Origin of the sequence: Natrinema sp. H-ect1 (genome assembly GCF_041821105.1) — an archaeon.
GTDB classification, from domain to species: domain Archaea; phylum Halobacteriota; class Halobacteria; order Halobacteriales; family Natrialbaceae; genus Natrinema; species Natrinema thermotolerans.
Genome location: NZ_JBGUBA010000003.1, coordinates 1 through 16,320 on the forward strand (window position 1 = coordinate 1; position 16,320 = coordinate 16,320).

17 protein-coding genes are annotated in these 16,320 nt (G+C 66.1%); 9 read left to right on the top strand and 8 right to left on the bottom strand.

Translation table 11 applies throughout. The features are described 5' to 3' along the window. Window positions 1-235: 235 nt before the first annotated feature. The gene (locus tag ACERIM_RS08300; protein ID WP_373632030.1) at window positions 236-1,576 is read left to right on the top strand and encodes a S8 family peptidase; all 1,341 of its coding nucleotides are present in this window, start codon (window positions 236-238) and stop codon (window positions 1,574-1,576) included. 278 nt (window positions 1,577-1,854) lie between these two features. Continuing rightward, entirely contained in the window at window positions 1,855-2,283 is a 429-nt protein-coding gene (locus ACERIM_RS08305; protein WP_373632031.1) for a hypothetical protein, read from the top strand. A gap of 46 nt (window positions 2,284-2,329) precedes the next feature. Here the strand turns inward: ACERIM_RS08305 and ACERIM_RS08310 are convergent, their stop codons facing one another. The 4 genes from ACERIM_RS08310 to ACERIM_RS08325 all read right to left on the bottom strand — a co-directional run bounded on the left by ACERIM_RS08310 (window position 2,330) and on the right by ACERIM_RS08325 (window position 5,968). Then, entirely contained in the window at window positions 2,330-3,442 is a 1,113-nt protein-coding gene (locus ACERIM_RS08310) for an alanine--glyoxylate aminotransferase family protein (protein ID WP_373632033.1), read from the bottom strand. Between the two features lie 145 nt (window positions 3,443-3,587). Continuing rightward, a complete protein-coding gene (locus ACERIM_RS08315) occupies window positions 3,588-3,980 on the bottom strand; it encodes a hypothetical protein (protein WP_373632035.1) in 393 nt (130 codons plus the stop codon). A gap of 167 nt (window positions 3,981-4,147) precedes the next feature. Beyond that, a complete protein-coding gene (locus ACERIM_RS08320) occupies window positions 4,148-4,615 on the bottom strand; it encodes a plastocyanin/azurin family copper-binding protein (RefSeq protein WP_373632037.1) in 468 nt (155 codons plus the stop codon). Window positions 4,616-4,735: 120 nt separating this feature from the next. Then, on the bottom strand, window positions 4,736-5,968 hold the full coding sequence (locus ACERIM_RS08325; protein WP_373632038.1) for an MFS transporter: 1,233 nt from the start codon (window positions 5,966-5,968) through the stop codon (window positions 4,736-4,738). Between the two features lie 118 nt (window positions 5,969-6,086). On the opposite strand from ACERIM_RS08325, the gene ACERIM_RS08330 reads away from it, so the two are divergent. After that, on the top strand, window positions 6,087-6,743 hold the full coding sequence (locus ACERIM_RS08330; protein WP_006648548.1) for a DUF6517 family protein: 657 nt from the start codon (window positions 6,087-6,089) through the stop codon (window positions 6,741-6,743). Window positions 6,744-6,775: 32 nt separating this feature from the next. Here the strand turns inward: ACERIM_RS08330 and ACERIM_RS08335 are convergent, their stop codons facing one another. Continuing rightward, window positions 6,776-7,114, bottom strand: a complete 339-nt coding sequence (locus ACERIM_RS08335; RefSeq protein WP_049905497.1) for a DsrE family protein — start codon at window positions 7,112-7,114, stop codon at window positions 6,776-6,778. Between the two features lie 147 nt (window positions 7,115-7,261). Here ACERIM_RS08335 and ACERIM_RS08340 point away from each other — a divergent pair, with 147 nt between their 5' ends. The 3 genes from ACERIM_RS08340 (at window position 7,262) to ACERIM_RS08350 (ending at window position 10,826) form a co-directional block, all read left to right on the top strand. Continuing rightward, entirely contained in the window at window positions 7,262-8,641 is a 1,380-nt protein-coding gene (locus ACERIM_RS08340; RefSeq protein WP_373632041.1) for an O-acetylhomoserine aminocarboxypropyltransferase/cysteine synthase family protein, read from the top strand. Beyond that, window positions 8,638-9,897: a homoserine O-acetyltransferase gene (gene metX / locus ACERIM_RS08345; RefSeq protein ID WP_373632043.1), complete on the top strand. Its 1,260-nt coding sequence runs from the start codon at window positions 8,638-8,640 to the stop codon at window positions 9,895-9,897. The genes ACERIM_RS08340 and metX overlap by 4 nt, the downstream gene beginning before the upstream one ends. A gap of 137 nt (window positions 9,898-10,034) precedes the next feature. Beyond that, entirely contained in the window at window positions 10,035-10,826 is a 792-nt protein-coding gene (locus ACERIM_RS08350; RefSeq protein WP_373632045.1) for a hypothetical protein, read from the top strand. Window positions 10,827-10,973: 147 nt separating this feature from the next. Here the strand turns inward: ACERIM_RS08350 and ACERIM_RS08355 are convergent, their stop codons facing one another. Beyond that, window positions 10,974-11,351, bottom strand: a complete 378-nt coding sequence (locus tag ACERIM_RS08355) for a hypothetical protein (protein WP_049905506.1) — start codon at window positions 11,349-11,351, stop codon at window positions 10,974-10,976. 166 nt (window positions 11,352-11,517) lie between these two features. Continuing rightward, complete coding sequence (locus ACERIM_RS08360) at window positions 11,518-12,210, bottom strand: HAD family phosphatase (protein WP_049965194.1); 693 nt, start codon at window positions 12,208-12,210, stop codon at window positions 11,518-11,520. Window positions 12,211-12,329: 119 nt separating this feature from the next. Between ACERIM_RS08360 and ACERIM_RS08365 the strand changes: the two genes are divergently transcribed. Together ACERIM_RS08365 and ACERIM_RS08370 are read left to right on the top strand one after the other, a co-directional pair. Further along, window positions 12,330-12,497, top strand: coding sequence for a hypothetical protein (locus tag ACERIM_RS08365; RefSeq protein ID WP_373632046.1), 168 nt, complete (start codon window positions 12,330-12,332; stop codon window positions 12,495-12,497). 140 nt (window positions 12,498-12,637) lie between these two features. Further along, window positions 12,638-14,095, top strand: coding sequence for a PAS domain S-box protein (locus tag ACERIM_RS08370; protein ID WP_373632047.1), 1,458 nt, complete (start codon window positions 12,638-12,640; stop codon window positions 14,093-14,095). Between the two features lie 9 nt (window positions 14,096-14,104). On the opposite strand, the gene ACERIM_RS08375 is transcribed toward ACERIM_RS08370, so the two are convergent. Further along, window positions 14,105-14,560, bottom strand: a complete 456-nt coding sequence (locus ACERIM_RS08375; RefSeq protein ID WP_006183188.1) for a universal stress protein — start codon at window positions 14,558-14,560, stop codon at window positions 14,105-14,107. A 144-nt stretch (window positions 14,561-14,704) separates the two neighbouring features. Between ACERIM_RS08375 and serA the strand changes: the two genes are divergently transcribed. Continuing rightward, window positions 14,705-16,291, top strand: a complete 1,587-nt coding sequence (serA, locus tag ACERIM_RS08380; protein WP_373632050.1) for a phosphoglycerate dehydrogenase — start codon at window positions 14,705-14,707, stop codon at window positions 16,289-16,291. Window positions 16,292-16,320 lie beyond the last annotated feature (29 nt).

Here is a 16,320-nt window from a genome sequence, read left to right on the forward strand (position 1 = left end):
CCGAACCGCTCACGGGTCGCTACGCTCCCCGTTCACGTTCTCGCGGTTCTCACTCGCTCCGCTCGTTCCGAACCGCGCACCGCTCACTCGCCGACGATACGAGTGGGGTTAGTTCCGCTTTCCGACACTATTCACTATCGCCGGCACCGATACCGCTCAAGGACGAGACAGATCGCTCCGACTGACTGTCGGCCGACACAGAAGACTTATTCGGTCGTTGTGCATCGACCCGCGCATGAAATGCAGCCGGCGGCGAGTACTCGGCGGTATCGGGGCCGGTGCTGTGGCCGGGCTGGTCGGCACGCCCGCGTCGGCTACGGAGTTCGAACCCGACACCGAGCGGGTGTTCGTCCACCCCGAAGCGGGGCTGCTCGACGGACTCGGCGACCTATTCGACCTCGTCGATGCCGTCGGCGGAACCACGCTCCTCGAGTTCGACAACTTCGAGTTCGTGGTCGCGGAGGTCCCGTCGGCCGGACTAGAGGAGTTGCGTCGCGACGACCGGGTAGCGTTCGTCGAAGACGACGACGAGACCGGAATCCCCGGTGACTGGTCGCCGTCCCTGCCGGACCTCCTGAATCCCCCTGACGGCTCCGACTGTGCCACCCACCCCGACCAGCGACCGTCGTGGGGGGTAGAACGCATCGGTGCCGACGGCGTCGACCCGAACGGAGCGGGCGTCGACGTGGGGATCCTCGACACGGGGATCCAGTCAGGACACTGCAGTCTGTCGGTCGCCGGCGGGCGGAACTTCACCGGCGACGGGCCGCCCGGGGACTACGAGGATCGCCACGGCCACGGGACACACGTCGCCGGGATCGTCGGCGCGCTGGACAACGACCGCGGCGTCGTCGGCGTCGCCCCCGACGTGAACCTGCACGCGGTGAAGGTCCTCAACGACGACGGCTCCGGCCGCTACAGCCAACTGGTCGCCGGGATCGACTGGTGCATGTCGAACGACATCGAACTGATCTCGATGAGCCTCGGCGGTGAGTCCGAGAGTTCCTCGCTGGCTCGGGCCATCGACAAAGCACACTCGGCGGGACACCTCCTGCTCTGTGCGGCCGGCAACGAGGGCAACGACGGGCCCAACTCCTGTGGCGCGGAGACGATGACCTTCCCGGCGACCCACGAGAACGTCGTCGCGGTTACCGCGATGGACGAGGACGACCGGCTGGCATCCTACAGTAGCGTCGGATCGGCCGTCGACCTGCTGGCACCGGGAACGAACGTCAACTCGACGACCGTCGACAACCGGTACGCGCAGGCGAGCGGGACGAGCATGGCCTGTCCGTTCGTCACCGGCGTCGCGGCGCTCGTCTGGGAGACCCGCGAGGAGGCGGGACCGGGACCGAACGCGTCAGTCAGCGCCGCCCTCACCGAGTCGGCGGAGACGGTACTCGGCACGTGTGCGGAGGGCGACGGACTCGTCAACGCCCCGCGGGCGCTCGGTGCCGACCCCACGGTCGCCGGCGACGGCGGCCTCCTCGGTGGCGGGGGGCCGCTGGCGATACTCGAGCGGATCGTGGACCTGATCGTGGGCTTTTTCGAGTGGCTCTGGGGGCTGTTTGCTTGACCCTCGCCTCCCTCGACGGAGAGAGACGAAATCGAAGTCGCGCGGACCGTTGTGCTGCGTGCCCCCTCGGCTCTCGAGGGACGGTCTCGTCCCCGAGACTGCGCGGTTCGTGGGACTCGAGCAGGTTTCCGCTACGTTTTGGGACCCCGTCCGTCTCTCGTCGATGCGTATCGGAAGCCCTCCGGTCGGGGCGTATCACGTCAATCGGGGCTCATTCGGTCATTTTCGGGGATAGCGGCAGCGAAACGCTTGATACCGTTCGTCGCCTCTAGTACTCGATGATCGACGAAGTGTACCGGACAGAAATCAGTGAGGAGTTGGCTACCGGAATCGTAAGCGCCGCGCACACCGGCCTCGGCGATACACTCCGGAGCATCGTGTATTTCACGCCGTTGGCGTTCGACGTTCTCTACCTCCGGCAAGATCTCTACGACTCGCGGGAGGCTGCTCGAGCTGTCAAGGGAACGCTGGTCGAACTCGAGCGGGTCGGGTTCGCGGAGGGTCCGGTCCGGACGAGGGTCACGGACCCGACGGACGGCTCGGGTATCGGACCGTACGAGTTCACCGTCCGGTTCCACGACGACGGGTTCGTCGTCAGGGTGCTACAGGGCGATGCCGGCACGCTCATGACGACTGACGGGATGGATGTCAACGCGTTCGAAGACGCGGCGACCGCGGTTCGACGGCTGCTCGCCGACGGCGAATAGGGACTGGGGGCGTGACGACCGTTCGAACGACGTTCCCGAATCGGGTTCAGAGCCCGGCGACGTCTTCGATCGCGTCGGTCAGCTCTTTGATCGACTCGAGGTCGTGTTCACCCATGTGGCCGATGCGGAAGGTCTGCTCGCCGAGTTGCGAGCCGTAGCCGTTCGAGAAGACGAAGTCGTACTCCTCGGAGACGGCCTCGATCGTCGCGGCGACGTCGATGTCCTGCGTGTTCTCGATGCAACTCACGGTCTGGGACTCGTACCCGTCCTCGGGGAACATATCGAAGTGGTCGCGCGCCCACTCGCGGGTGTACTCGGCCATCTCGCGGTGGCGCTCGTCACGGGCGTCGTGGCCCTCGGAGAGCATGTGTTTCATCTGTTTCCGGTACGCGAGCATGATCGGGATCGCCGGCGTCGAGTGGGTCTGGCCCTTCCGCTCGTAGTAGTCGATCGTCCGCTGGAAGCCACCGTACCACGACGCGGAGTCCTTCTCGAGTTCGCGCTCGTAGGCCTCGTCACTGACGACACAGACCGCCAGCCCCGGCGGCATCGCGAACGCCTTCTGGGTCGACGCGAAGATGACGTCGATATTGTGTTCGTCGATGTCGACGTAGTCCCCGCCCAGCGAGGAGACGGCGTCGACGACGAAGTAGGTGTCCGGATACTCGGCGACGACGTCGCCGATCTCCTCGATGGGGTTGCGCACGCCCGTCGAGGACTCGTTCATGACGGTCGCGACGACGTCGTAGTGTTTGTCGCTTGCCTCGAGTTCCTCGCGGATGTCCGCGGGTTTGATCGCTTGGCCCCAGTCGTACTCGAGGCGGTCGACGTTCTTGCCCAGTCGCTCGGCCACGTTGGCGTGGCGCTCGCTGAAGCTACCACAGGTCGGGACGAGGATGTTCTCGTCGACGAGGTTGAGCGTCGACGCCTCCCAGAACTCCGTGCCCGATCCCGTCAGGATGACGACCTCGTTGTCGGTACCGAGGAACTCCTTGGTGTCCTCGACGATGGTCGTATAGAGGTCGGTCATCCGGTCCATGCGATGGCCGAACATCGGCTCGCACATCGCCTCGATGACGTCCTCGCGCACCTCGGTCGGGCCCGGAATATACAGCGTCTTGTCGGGGTAGTCGCCCGTGTATTCGCGTTTTTCGGTCACGGATATCACCTGATACGGGCTACTGCGGAACGAGGCGGTATGGTACTTTTGATGCCCGATCGCCGCCGGCGTCACTGCTCGGGTCGGACCTCGGTACTACCCCGCATCCCGGCGCTGGAGGGGGATGACAGACATGTCGGGTTCGCTACCCCATCGATCGCGGACGGCTCGAGGCCGCCCCATTCGGTGGTCGCCCCGCTGAACAGGATCTCCGTTCCGGGTTGATCTCGTACTCGCAACCGGTCTCGGTCGGTTCAGTTTCTCCGGCCTCGGAATCAGTATCCGAATCGTCGTCGATGGTTCCGTCGTTGTCGTCCGACGCTGCGTCACCGTCAGCGCCGACTGCGCTCGACCTGTCATCGTCGTCAGCCCCGTCTCCGCTCCCAGAATCATCGTCGTCATCCTCGCCATCGGTCGGTCCGTCGGTACCAGCGTTGGTCGTACTCTCGTCCAGACAACCCGAAAGTGCGCCGGTCGCAACCGTCAGTCCGGCCGCTCGAAGCAGCCGGCGACGGGTGTGATCGCCATCAGTGTTCATACGCTAAAACGACAGTCAGTATACGAAGATTTTCCGACAGATCCAGACGAAAAACCCGTCGATGAGAGCGGCGAGATCCAAAGAGAAGCGGAGAACGACAAGAGTCGACCCAGATCGCGGTTACCGCCGACTGAGTCAAACGGCGGTATTCGCTGTCGGCGTCGCGATTATTCGACCTTAATTTCGCCTTCCATCCCAGCGTGGGGATTGCAGCGGTACACTGCCATCTCCGTGGAGGCCTCGAAGGTCAGCTTCTGGTCCTCGCCGGGCTCGGCAGTCAGTTCGGTCTTGAGGTCGTTGACGACGTTCCCGTCGCTGTCGCGGATCTCGATGTTGTGTTGTGTGCCGTTGCCCTCGCTCCAGCCGAACGTGTACTCCTCGCCCTCCGACAGAATGATCGTCGGGTTGGACTCGCCCTCGATGTCGGACGGCTTGACGCCCGTCCATTCGGTGGTCTCGCCGCTAAACATGATCTCCTCGCCGGCTTCGGCCTCGTATCCGTCGGAACCATCGCCGTTGCCGTTACCGTTGCCGCTGTCGTCGCCACCGCTACAACCGGCGAGGAGCGCGGTCGTCGCCGCCGCGCCCGTTACCTTCAGCGCTGTCCGCCGTGAAACCGGATTATCTCGTGCCATCACCGGGAATAGGGACTGAGAGCATAAAAGTTGATACCTTCTCCTACCACAATGATATGAGTATACATGCCACAATATATGTATTTTCGGATGGCGTAGGGCATCGGGCCTGCGCCGCCATCAGGTGTCGCCCCGGTCGCCGAATCTCAACCGCTCGGTCGGCTCGAGCGAGAGCCGGAGAAACGCCGGGATCGTGACGACGGCGATCGCGATCTCGAAGCCGCCGACGACGAGGAAGGCCAGGTCGTAGCCGTGGTTGCTGGCGACGGTGCCGCCGACAAGGAAGCCGCCGAGGAAGCCGAGGCTTCCGGCGAGGTTGAACCCGGCCATGGCGACGCCGCGTTCGCTCTCGTCGGCGAGGTCGGTAACCAGCGCCATCGTCGCGGGGGAGACGAGCGCACCGAGGATCCCGACGCCGATCATCGCGATGGCGGCGGTGGCGACCGACGGGGACGCCCCGACGAGGAGGATGCCGCCGCCGTAGCAGGCCGAGCCGACGACGATGGGGACGGTTCGTCCGATCCGGTCCGAGAGCGCGCCCATGGGGTACTGCAACAGAGCGAACGGACCGAAGAAACACGCCAGCATGAGACCGGTCGCCCCGGCGTCGAGTCCGAACGTCTCCTGGAAGTACAGCGTGCCGACGAGCGCGAAAAACCCCGCGGTGAGCCGGTCGACGAAGCCGAAGGCGTACGGGATCGACAGGACCGGTTGCCGTCGGAGACCGTCGACGAGGGCGCGAGCGCTCCGCCCACGGTCGGGCGTTCGGTCCTCGACGCGGGTCACGAGCGCCCCGACGCAGACGAGGAGCCCGGCGGCGACCAGCAGCGGCGCGAGCGGATCGACCTCGGTCAACTGGCCGCCGATCGGCGCACCCAGCGCCGCGCCGGTCCCGATGGCGATCCCCGCCGCGCCCATGTTTCGTCCGTGGCCCCCCTCGAGGTCCATCAGCATGGTCATCGTCAGCGAGAACGCGCCGATGGTCATCGCACCCTGGAGGACCCGGAGGGCGAGGATGCCTTCGAAGGGAATCGAACCGACCGCCGGCACCGCGGCGAGGGACGCGTAGCCGACCGCGCCGGCGAACGAGCCCGCGACGATGAACGGGACCCGTCGTCCGGTCGCGTCGCTCGCGACCCCCCAGACGCCGACGAAGCCGACGTAGGCGGCGAACTCGGCCACGAGGAACCACATGCTCGCGTCGAGTGGCGTCGCCGCGAACGCCGACGTCGCCGCGTCGGCCCCCAGCGCCTCGACGAGCGTCGCGACGCCCGGATAAAGCAGCAGCTGGGAGAACATCACTGCGAAGACGAGGGCTGCCAGCACGACCCGATCACGGTCACTCGAGTGCACGGGCGGCCCTTGGTACTACGGGGGTATCAAGTCGTCCGTCTCCGACGACGCCTTCGGCCGCGTCCCCCGTGTAGCCGAAACCGACGCGCTTTCGTCGGCGAACGACCTGTATCGATCGATGGCACTCACGCGTCGCCGACTGCTCGCCACGGGTATGACCGCCGGGACCGCGACCGTCGCCGGCTGTGCCGGGGTCCTCGAGGACGAACTGGCCTCGGAGGCGGCGACCGTCGCCCCGGCCGCGCTCGAGGAGACCGGGTACGAGGAACGCACCGTCGAGGAAGTGCCCGTCGAACGGACCGTGAGCCGGTTCGGGATCGAACGGACGATCGAGGCCCGGAACTGGTACGCCGAGTACGACCGCTCGATTTCACTCGCTGCCGTCGGACTGACGCGCGTCCAGGCGGCGGTCGTCGCCGTCCTCTCGACGCCGCAGGTGTCGGTCCTCGGGAAGACGTTCAACCCCGTCGGTGACTACTCGACGGACGAACTCGTCGCGTTGCTCCAGGACCGATACGACCGACTCGAGAACGTCGAGCGCGTCGGATCGGAGTCGGTGTCGGTCCTGGGGACCGAGACGACGCTCGCACGGTACGAGGCGCGCGCACGACTCGTCAGCGCCGGCGCATCGCTCGAGGTCTTCCTGCTGGTCGGCGAACCGGTGACCCACGGCGACGATTTCGTGATTCCCGTCGCGGTCTTCCCCCGGGTTCACGGGTTCGAGACCGAGTCCGGGGCCGTTCGGACGATGCTCGAGTCGCTCGAACACGCGTAGCGACGCCCGAGCCGAGGCCGTGCGGAGGCGGGCTACGGACGAATATAAGCGTAGCCTTCGTTCTGTAGTCGCGTGAGTTCGCCGCCGCCCGAGGGGACGGTCTCGACGCCCTCGACGAGGTCCGATTCCGCGAGGTCTTTCAGGTCCAGCGTGTTCCCGCAGGCCTTGACCGCGACACCCGTCTCGAGCAGCGATTCGACCATTCCGCTGCCGTCGCCGCCGGCCGTCAACGGTTCGATGCCGTCGGCCTGTGCGACGATAGCGATGTCGTCCACATCGACGGAGTCGTCCTCGGTGAGGTTCTGGGCGATCGTGAGTGCGGTCGCTCGCTGTGCCGACTCGTCGGCGATGAGGTGAAACACTGTCTGCACGGCTCGAGGGTAGCGGCCCCCGCGGATAGCGATTGAGCCTGCAGGTGACGTGGAGTCGTCGACGGAGCCCGTGCATGTGAATGTCTAGGCTGCTATTTTTGCCGTTACTGCGGTGCATATGAATGTGGAGAAGTATGCATATGAAACATGAGCGACGACGCCAGCGACGGGTACGACGCCGACGGTGAGACACCGGAGGTGTCCCGGGATGGAGGCGGTGACACCGCCGATGGCGAGGAGCGCGGGCTCGGCACCCGTAGCGTCCACGCCGGCCAGTCTCCCGATCCGGAAACCGGTGCGATGGCACCGCCGATCTACCAGACGACCTCCTACGTCTTCGAGGACGCCGACACCGCCGCCGACCGATACGCCCTCGAGGACGACGGCTACATCTACTCGCGGATGGCCAACCCCACGGTCACCACGCTCGAGGACCGCCTCGCCGACCTCGAGGGGGGTGCGGGCGCGGTCGCGACCGGCAGCGGCATGGCCGCCCTTGACGCCGCCGTCCTGATCCTCGCCGAGGCGGGCGACAACGTGGTCTGTTCGACCGACACCTACGGCGGGACGACGGCCTACTTCTCGAAAACCGCAACTCGGCGGGACATCGAACCGACGTTCGTCCCCACGCTCGAGTACGACGCCTACGCCGAGGCCATCGACGAGGACACCGCTTTCGTCCACGTCGAGACGATCGGCAACCCCTCGCTGGTGACGCCGGACTTCGAACGGGTCGCCGAGATCGCCCACGACAACGGCGTCCCCCTCGTCGTCGATAATACGTTCGCGACGCCGGCGCTGTGTCGCCCGCTGGAACACGGGGCCGACGTCGTCTGGGAGTCGACGACCAAGTGGCTCCACGGCTCCGGGACCACGGTCGGCGGCGTCCTCGTCGATGGCGGCTCGTTTCCCTGGGGCGACCACGGCTACGACGAGATCGCGGGCCAGAACCATGCCTATCACGACGTCGACTTCTCGCGGGACTTCCCCGAGGCTCCCTTCGCCGCCGCGGCCAGGTTCCGCTCGCTGCGCAGCCTCGGCAACCAGCAGTCGCCGTTCGACGCCTGGCAGACCCTGCAAGGACTGGAGTCGATGCCGCTGCGCGTCGGGAAACACTGCGAGAACGCCCGGATCGTCGCCGACTACCTCGACGATCACGAGGACGTGGCCTGGGTCACCCATCCCGGCCTCGCGGACCACCCGACCCACGACAACGCCGAGCGATATCTCGAGGACTACGGCGGGATGGTCGCGTTCGGCCTCGAGAAGGGGTACGAGGCGGGCAAGGCCTTCTGCGAGAACGTCGAGTTGGCCTCGTTCCTCGCGAACATCGGCGACGCGAAGACGCTGGTGATCCACCCAGCCAGCACCACCCACGGCCAACTCACGCCCGAAGAGCGCGAGGAGGCCGGCGTCACCGACGATCTGGTCCGAATGTCGGTGGGTATCGAGGACCCCGAAGACATCCTCGCGGACCTCGAGAGTGCGATCGCCGCCGCGACGCAAGCGGCGGGTGAGACGGCGTGACGACGAAAGAGACGGCCGACCTCGGGGAGTTCCAGTTCCTCTCGGGGGAGTCGATCCCGACCCTCGAGGTGGCCTACGAGACCTACGGCGAGTTCACCGGCGATAACGCGGTGCTGATCTGTCACGCGCTGACCGGCAGCGCCCACGTCGCCCGCCGGCCGGACGCCGGCGACGAGACCGCAGGACAGGCCCGAGCCTGGTGGGGCGACGTGGTCGGCCCCGGGAAGGCCATCGACACGACGGAGTACTACGTCGTCTGTGCGAACGTGCCGGGATCGTGCTACGGGACGACCGGCCCAGCCAGCGAGAACCCCGAGACGGGCAAACCCTACGGCACCGACTTCCCGCCGGTCACGGTCGGCGACTGGACCCGCGCCCAGCGGAAACTGCTCGACGAACTCGGCGTCGGCCGGCTCCGCGCAGTCGTCGGCGGCAGCGTCGGCGGGATGAACGTCCTGGACTGGCTCCGGCGCTATCCGGACGACGTCGAACGCGCCGGTGCGGTCGCGACCGCCGCCCGCCTCGATCCGCAGTGTCTCGCGCTCGATACCGTCGCCCGCCGGGCCATCACGAGCGATCCCAACTGGAACGGCGGCCACTACTACGGCGCCTCCGAGAGCGACGCGAACGGAGGGTCGTCGGACTCGTCCGACGGGAGGGCCGAACCCGAGGAGGGGCTGGCTCGAGCCCGCCAGATCGGCCACATCATGTACCTCTCGAAGGCCTCGATGGGCCGGAAGTTCGGCCGGCGGTCGGCGGGCCGGGAGACGGTCCGCGAGGAACAGCCAGACCCCGCGGCCGCCTTCTTCCCGTATCGGGAGGTCGAGTCCTATCTGGACTATCAGGCCGACAAGTTCGTCGACCGGTTCGACGCCAACAGCTACCTCTACATGACCCGCGCGATGGACGACTTCGATCTGTCGGCGGGCTACGAGGGAGACGCCGATGCGCTGGCGGCCTTCGAGGGCGAACTCCTCTTGCTCTCCTTTACCGGCGACTGGCACTTCACCACCGAGCAGGCCGAAGCGCTGGCCGAGGCCGCCCGCGCGGCCGACGTCGACGTCGCTCATCACGTCGTCGAATCCGATCACGGCCACGACGCCTTCCTCGTCGAACCCGAGAAGGTCGGCCCGCCGCTGTCGGACCTGCTCGCAAGCGGGCTCGAGGGGCGGGCGATCACCGACACCGAACCGGAATCCGAGTCCGACGACTCCGGTGAGTTCGCGCCGGTCCACACGAGCCTGTTTTCCGAGTGAGATCGTGCCAGCACCGATACCAGACGGAAAGTCGACAGGTAGTTGGGACGATTCACACGGTATTTCGCCAGCCAATATCGGTATCAGCGGGAAACAGTGCCGTAAATTATAATACCTGTCTGTCTGATGTATTGGTGATGTCAGACGGGAAGCAACTCGATTACGAGGATGAATCGGATGTACAGCGGCAGGTCCCGCAGGGCAGCGGGAACGAACTGCCGGTCAAAGAGGGGGCGGTGTTCGGGGCCATCGCCGTCGTCGCGACGTATCTCACGCACCTGCTCCTGACGATGATCGCGACGGCACAGTCATCGCCGATCGCCGAGGCGGTCGGAACGGGTGAGGACTCGTTGGTCATCACGGAGATGGTTCCTTCCTGGAAGGCTGCCGGGTGGAGTTACCTCAGCGTGTTCGGGACGGGATTCGAAGTCGACGGCGAAGCCGCGGCGCTCGGCGATGCCCCGAATCACGCTGCCGCGTTCGGCAGCGGCCCGGGTAGCCCATTTTTCCTGTCGGCGCTGTTTCTCTTCCTCGTGACGGTCGGGGGGATCGTTGCTGCCGGGTACGCGGTCGCCAAGTACACCAACGCCGACGATACCGTCGACGCCGCGAAGGCGGGTGTCACCGTCGCGCTCCCCTACGTTGCGTTCGCCGCCATCGCGGCGTTCCTGATGAGCCACAGCTACTCCGAAGTGCCCACCGTCGCGAGCCTCATCGGTTCCGAGGGCAGCGGTGTGCTGGGCCTTGAGGTCACCGAGTACCTCAACGACGCGGGCGATTCGGTCACCACTAACGCCAAATTCGGTCCGTCGATGACCGACGCGCTCCTCTTCGCTGGGATCATCGTGCCGGCGATCCTTGGTGCCGTCGGCGGCCTGCTCACCCAGCCCCGCGACGCCCTCGAAACGGTGATGGCGAAGATCCAGTAACGATCGGTCCGCATCGACGCACGGAGCCGACTCGCTCAATAGACCGAATCAATCGGTTTCTCACCCGGTCGAGACGAACACAAACGGACTGTCACGACCGTGGGATGGTAGAATGGCGGGTTCAGCACGAGACTATAGTCGAAGGAGTCAGTACTGTTGTTCGCGACCCTGCTCGAGCGCGAGGTACTGTTCAGCGTGAGAATCGGCCGATCGGCGGCGCGCGAGCCAGTACTGGAGATCGGAGACGAACAGCGCGAGGTTCTCCCGGGCGAACAACTTCATCGAGATGCCCTGGGGCGATCGGAACAGCGCGATCAGCGACCACATCGAGCCGGCGGCGAACGCGCCCATCGCCGAAAAAGTCATCCCGAGCGTGAAAAACGTCGTCGCGTAGACGAAGCCGATCCCCATCGACGGGAGACTCGTGCCCAGCGGAACCCGTGCGCTCGAGTCGCGCAGGGTGGGCGCGAGGAAGACGATCGAGAGGCCGCTGCCGAGCATGAATACGAGGTCTTGCCACATCATCATCAGTACTTACTCGGTCACGAGTTAATAACTTCCTCGGTGCGGAAATCGGCAGTTAGACCCGAGATTCACGCCGCACTAGAGGACGAGCGAAAACGGCGAACGGAGACGGCCAGTGGCGGAGATCGAATATCGACGAGTGATACAACCGGCGATTACGGGACGGTCACTCGTCGGCGAGGACGCCGTCCGCGACGAGCGTCTCGCGGGCCTCGGCCATCGTCGAGACAACGGTATCACAGTGGGGTTCGACCGCCGGCTTGGGTTCGAACCCGATCGCCAGCCCCGCGACCTCGAGCATCGGCAGGTCGTTGGCCCCGTCGCCGACCGCGACGGTGTCGGCGAGGTCGACGCCGACCTCGTCGGCGAGGTCCGCGAGGGCATCGTCCTTGGTGCCCTCGATCAGCGGCCCCTCGACCGCGCCGGTGAGTACTCGCGGCTGATCGCCGCTCGTACTGTCCGAGGCTGTCGCCTCGCTCTCGCCCGCTTTCATCGGCAGCCGGTTCGAGACGATGTGATCGACCGAGACGCCCTCGCGCTCCAACGCGGCCGCGACCCCGCGCTCGAACCCACCCGTGAGGATGGCGGTCGTGACGCCGGCGTCGTTCAACTCGGCGATGAGGTCGGCCGCGCCCTCGCGGAGGACGACCTCGTCGAAAGCGGCCTCGGCCTCGGCTTCGGGCAGTCCCTCGAGCAGGGCCGCGCGCTTGCGCAGGCTCTCGGCGTACTCGATCTCGTCGTTCATCGCACGCTCGGTGATCTCGTCCATGTCCGCGGCGACGCCACGGCGGTCACCCAGCAGGACCGTCATCTCGGAATCGGAAAGCGTCCCGTCGAAGTCGAAAGCGACGACTGTCATCGCTCGCCGGTTGACGGTCCCGGGATAAACCAGTTCAGGTTTCCCATCGCGAGAGTTGCCGTTCGTTCAGCCAGAGCCGAACCGAAACGTAGTATCGAGCCGCCCACAGTATCGCGCATGTGTCGGGGATACTATGTTTCGAGTACGAGAAGGGGCCGAGTCTCGAGGAAGGGGACCGGTCGGACGGCGACGCGGACACCAACGAGAGCGACGCCGACCCAGCGGAGAGCGGTCGGCCGACGGGAATCGCCGTCGCGCCTTGGAAAGGGGACTCGCCGCCGGCGTGAGCGCGTTCGCGGTCGTGGTCGGGGCCGCCGTCGCCGCCGTTTCGCGACTGGCCGGACCGGCTCGGTAACCGACGACGATCGTCTCACGTTTCCGCCCGGTGGCCGATGTTTATATAGGTTCAGCGCACTGTTTCCCTGGCGTGACCGACGGCGACCGGGCGCGTGAGCGGTCGAGTTCGACCGACGACCTCGAGTCGCCGCTGTTTCCCTTCGAGGAGGGCGAGTTCTTCCGGCAGTTGGTCGCCAACACTTCCGAGGGGTTGCTGACCATCGACGAAGAGAGTACCATCGTCTTCGCCAACCCCGCGATCGAGGAAATCCTCGGCTACAGCCCCGCGGAACTCATCGGCTCCTCGAAGATGACATTGATCCCCGAACGGCTGCAGGACGCCCACGCCGCCGGGTTGGAGAAGTATCTCCGAACCGGCGAGAAACACATCGACTGGGACGGGATCGAACTCCCCGCGTTACACAAGGACGGCCACGAAGTCCCCGTGCTGGTAAGCCTCCGGGAACACACCCACGAGGGCCAGCGGCTGTTCACCGGCCTCTTTCGTGATCTCTCCGACCGGAAGGCCCGACAGCGCCGCTTCGAGGCCGTCTTCAACAACACCTACCAGTTCACCGGTCTCCTCGAGCCCGACGGGACCGTCCTCGAAGTCAACCGGACGGCGCTTTCCTTCGCCGGGGTCGAACGAACCGACGTCGTCGGCAAGCCGGTCTGGGACACCTACTGGTTCCAACTGGACGACGCGGCGCGCGAAACCGCACTCGAGGCCGTCAAACGCGCCGGTGACGGAGAGCTGTTCCGGGACGAACTCCGGATCCGAGGTGCCGACCGAACCGCGATCATCGACTTTTCGATCCGGCCGATCACCGACGAACGGGGCGAGATTCAGCTGCTCGTCACCGAGGGACGGGACATCACGCCGCTGAAACTCCGGGAACAGCACCTACGAGTCCTCCACCGACTGCTCCGGCACAACCTCCGCAACGAACTCAACGTCATCAGCGGGTTCGCGGAGACACTGCTGGCGGAACTCGAGGACGAGACCCACCGCGAGTACGCGGCCGAAATCGCGGCGACGGCCGCGTCGTTGATCGATCTCAACGAGTCGGCGAAGGAACTCGCCGACGTGACCCTCGAGGACGGTCGCCCGCGGCGGCCGGTGGCCGTCGGTGACGTCCTCGAGACGGTCGTCGACGACCTCCGTGACCGACATCCCGCGAGTACGATCACGATCACCGGGGCGACGGCCGCCGTCGTCGCCGGCGACGATCGGCTCGCGACCGTTCTCGAGGAACTCGTCCACAACGCGATCGTCCACGCCGACGCGGCCGAGCCGGCCGTCGAAATCGGCGTCGACGAAAGCACCGAAACGGTCGCCGTTCGGATCGCCGACACCGGGCCCGGCATCCCCGCATCCGAGCGGGCCGGCATCTTCAACGACGAACCGATCACGCAGGTCAGACACGGCAACGGGCTGGGGCTGTGGCTCGCCAGCCTCATCGTCGACGACTACGGGGGCTATCTCGACTACACGTCCCGCGACGGCGCGGGGAGTTGCGTCGTCGTCCGCCTCCCGCGAGCGAAATAACGAACGATCCTACTCGCCGTCCTCGACCGGGGTCTTGACGATCGTCACCGGACGGGAGGCCAATCGCGCGACGCGATCGGTGACGCTCCCGAGCAGCTGGCGGTAGTCGCCGGACCGTTCCTTCGACCCCATTACGAGCATGTCGACGTCGGCCTCGTCGGCGTACTCGAGGATCTGTTCGTGGGGGCGGCCGTGTCTGACGACCGTCGTGGGCTCGAGACCCGCGTCTCGGGCCGCTTCGGCGGCCGACTCGAGGGCCTCCTCGCCGACGTGTTCCAGCGCGGCCTCGAGGCTCTCGAACTCGTGGACGTACTCGTCCCCGCTGTAGGAGTTATAGACGTCGCTGTCGACGACGTACAGCAGGTGGAGGTCCGCACCGGTGTCCTCGGCGACGGCGACGGCGTGTTCGATCGCGAGTTCCGTTCCTTCCGCAGCGTCGGTCGGCAGCAGAATTTTGTCGTACATACGTACATACTGTCGTCCGTCGATTGATAACTCTTGGCCGTAATTCTCGGTCGGTGGGACGACGAGGGCGGACAGACAGCGGTATTTTTTGCCGGCCCCGACCACAACGGAAGGGTTTACGTGTTCCGCCCGGTTGTCTCGCGCATGAAGGTTCTCGTCACGGATCCGATCGCGGACGCGGGTCTGGACGTACTCAGAGACGCCGGCCACGAGGTCGAAACGGGCTACGAACTCGAGGGCGAGGCACTCCTCGAGGCGGTTTCGGACGCCAACGGCATGATCGTTCGCTCCGGGACCGAGGTCACCGAGGAGGTCCTCGAGGCCGCCGAGGAGCTGGCCATCGTCGGCCGGGCCGGCATCGGCGTCGACAACATCGACATCGACGCCGCAACGGACAACGGCGTCATCGTCGCCAACGCCCCCGAGGGCAACGTTCGAGCGGCCGCCGAACACACCGTCGCGATGACGTTCGCGACCGCTCGCTCGATTCCCCAGGCACACATCCGACTGAAAAACGGCGAGTGGGCCAAAAGCGACTATCTCGGAGCCGAACTCGACGGCAAGACCTTGGGCGTCGTCGGCCTCGGCCGCGTCGGCCAGGAGGTCGCCAAGAAACTCGACTCGCTGGGCATGGACATCGTCGCCTACGATCCCTACATCAGCGAGGAGCGCGCCGACCGCATCGGTGCCGAACTCGTCGAGTTCGAGGACTGTCTCGAGGCCGCCGACTTCGTGACCGTCCACACGCCGCTGACCCCCGAGACGGAGGGGCTGATCGGCGAGGTCGAACTCGATCTGCTGGGCGACGGCTACCTCGTCAACTGCGCCCGCGGGGGCGTCGTCGACGAGGATGCGCTGGCCGCCAAGGTCGAGGACGGAACGCTGGCCGGCGCGGCGATCGACGTCTTCGCCGAGGAGCCCCTGTCCGCTGACTCACCGCTTCTAGAACACGACGAGATCATCGTCACGCCCCACCTGGGTGCCTCGACGGAGGCCGCTCAGGAGAACGTCGCCACCTCGACCGCCAGTCAGGTCAACGCTGCACTGGCCGAGGAACCCGTCGCGAACGCCCTGAACGCCCCCTCGATCGACGAGAGCGCGTTCCCCCGCGTCGAGCCCTACATCGAGATCGCCGAGACCGCGGGCAAGGTCGCCGCGCAACTGCTCGAGGGCCGCATCGAGGACGTCGAAGTCGTCTACGAGGGCGAGATCGCCGACGAGGACGTCGAGTTCGTCACCGCCTCGGCGCTCAAGGGCGTCTTCCAGCCCCTCGAGTGGCAGGTCAACGCCGTCAACGCACCCCAGATCGCCGAGGATCGGGGCGTCGATGTGACGGAATCGAAAACGCGACAGGCCGAGGACTTCCAGAGCCTGATCTCCGTGACCGTCAGCAACGACGACGACGAGGTCTCCGTCGACGGAACCCTGTTCGCCGGCAACGATCCCCGGATCGTCCGCGTGGACGGCTACCGCGTCGACGCCATCCCCCACGGCCGGATGGTCATCGCCCGCAACACCGACGAACCCGGCGTCATCGGCCAGATCGGCTCCGTGATGGGCGAGTACGACGTCAACATCGCCGGCATGTTCAACGCCCGCGAGACCATCGGCGGCGAGGCACTGACCGTCTACAACGTCGACAGCGAGGTCCCGGTCGAGGCCAAGGAGGAACTCGAGTCCGACGAGCGGATCATCGGGATCAACGACATCACGCTGAACGGCCAGAACTGATCGGACAAAGCGTAGAACCGATTCTGACC

What these genes read in the sequence shown, in the direction of transcription:
- ACERIM_RS08300 (WP_373632030.1), top strand. Translation starts at nt 236, where the DNA reads ATGAAATGCAGCCGGCGGCGAGTACTCGGCGGTATCGGGGCCGGTGCT.
- ACERIM_RS08305 (WP_373632031.1), top strand. Translation starts at nt 1,855, where the DNA reads ATGATCGACGAAGTGTACCGGACAGAAATCAGTGAGGAGTTGGCTACC.
- ACERIM_RS08315 (WP_373632035.1), bottom strand. Translation starts at nt 3,980, where the DNA reads ATGAACACTGATGGCGATCACACCCGTCGCCGGCTGCTTCGAGCGGCC.
- ACERIM_RS08320 (WP_373632037.1), bottom strand. Translation starts at nt 4,615, where the DNA reads ATGGCACGAGATAATCCGGTTTCACGGCGGACAGCGCTGAAGGTAACG.
- ACERIM_RS08330 (WP_006648548.1), top strand. Translation starts at nt 6,087, where the DNA reads ATGGCACTCACGCGTCGCCGACTGCTCGCCACGGGTATGACCGCCGGG.
- ACERIM_RS08340 (WP_373632041.1), top strand. Translation starts at nt 7,262, where the DNA reads ATGAGCGACGACGCCAGCGACGGGTACGACGCCGACGGTGAGACACCG.
- ACERIM_RS08350 (WP_373632045.1), top strand. Translation starts at nt 10,035, where the DNA reads ATGTCAGACGGGAAGCAACTCGATTACGAGGATGAATCGGATGTACAG.
- ACERIM_RS08355 (WP_049905506.1), bottom strand. Translation starts at nt 11,351, where the DNA reads ATGATGTGGCAAGACCTCGTATTCATGCTCGGCAGCGGCCTCTCGATC.
- ACERIM_RS08360 (WP_049965194.1), bottom strand. Translation starts at nt 12,210, where the DNA reads ATGACAGTCGTCGCTTTCGACTTCGACGGGACGCTTTCCGATTCCGAG.
- ACERIM_RS08375 (WP_006183188.1), bottom strand. Translation starts at nt 14,560, where the DNA reads ATGTACGACAAAATTCTGCTGCCGACCGACGCTGCGGAAGGAACGGAA.
- serA (WP_373632050.1), top strand. Translation starts at nt 14,705, where the DNA reads ATGAAGGTTCTCGTCACGGATCCGATCGCGGACGCGGGTCTGGACGTA.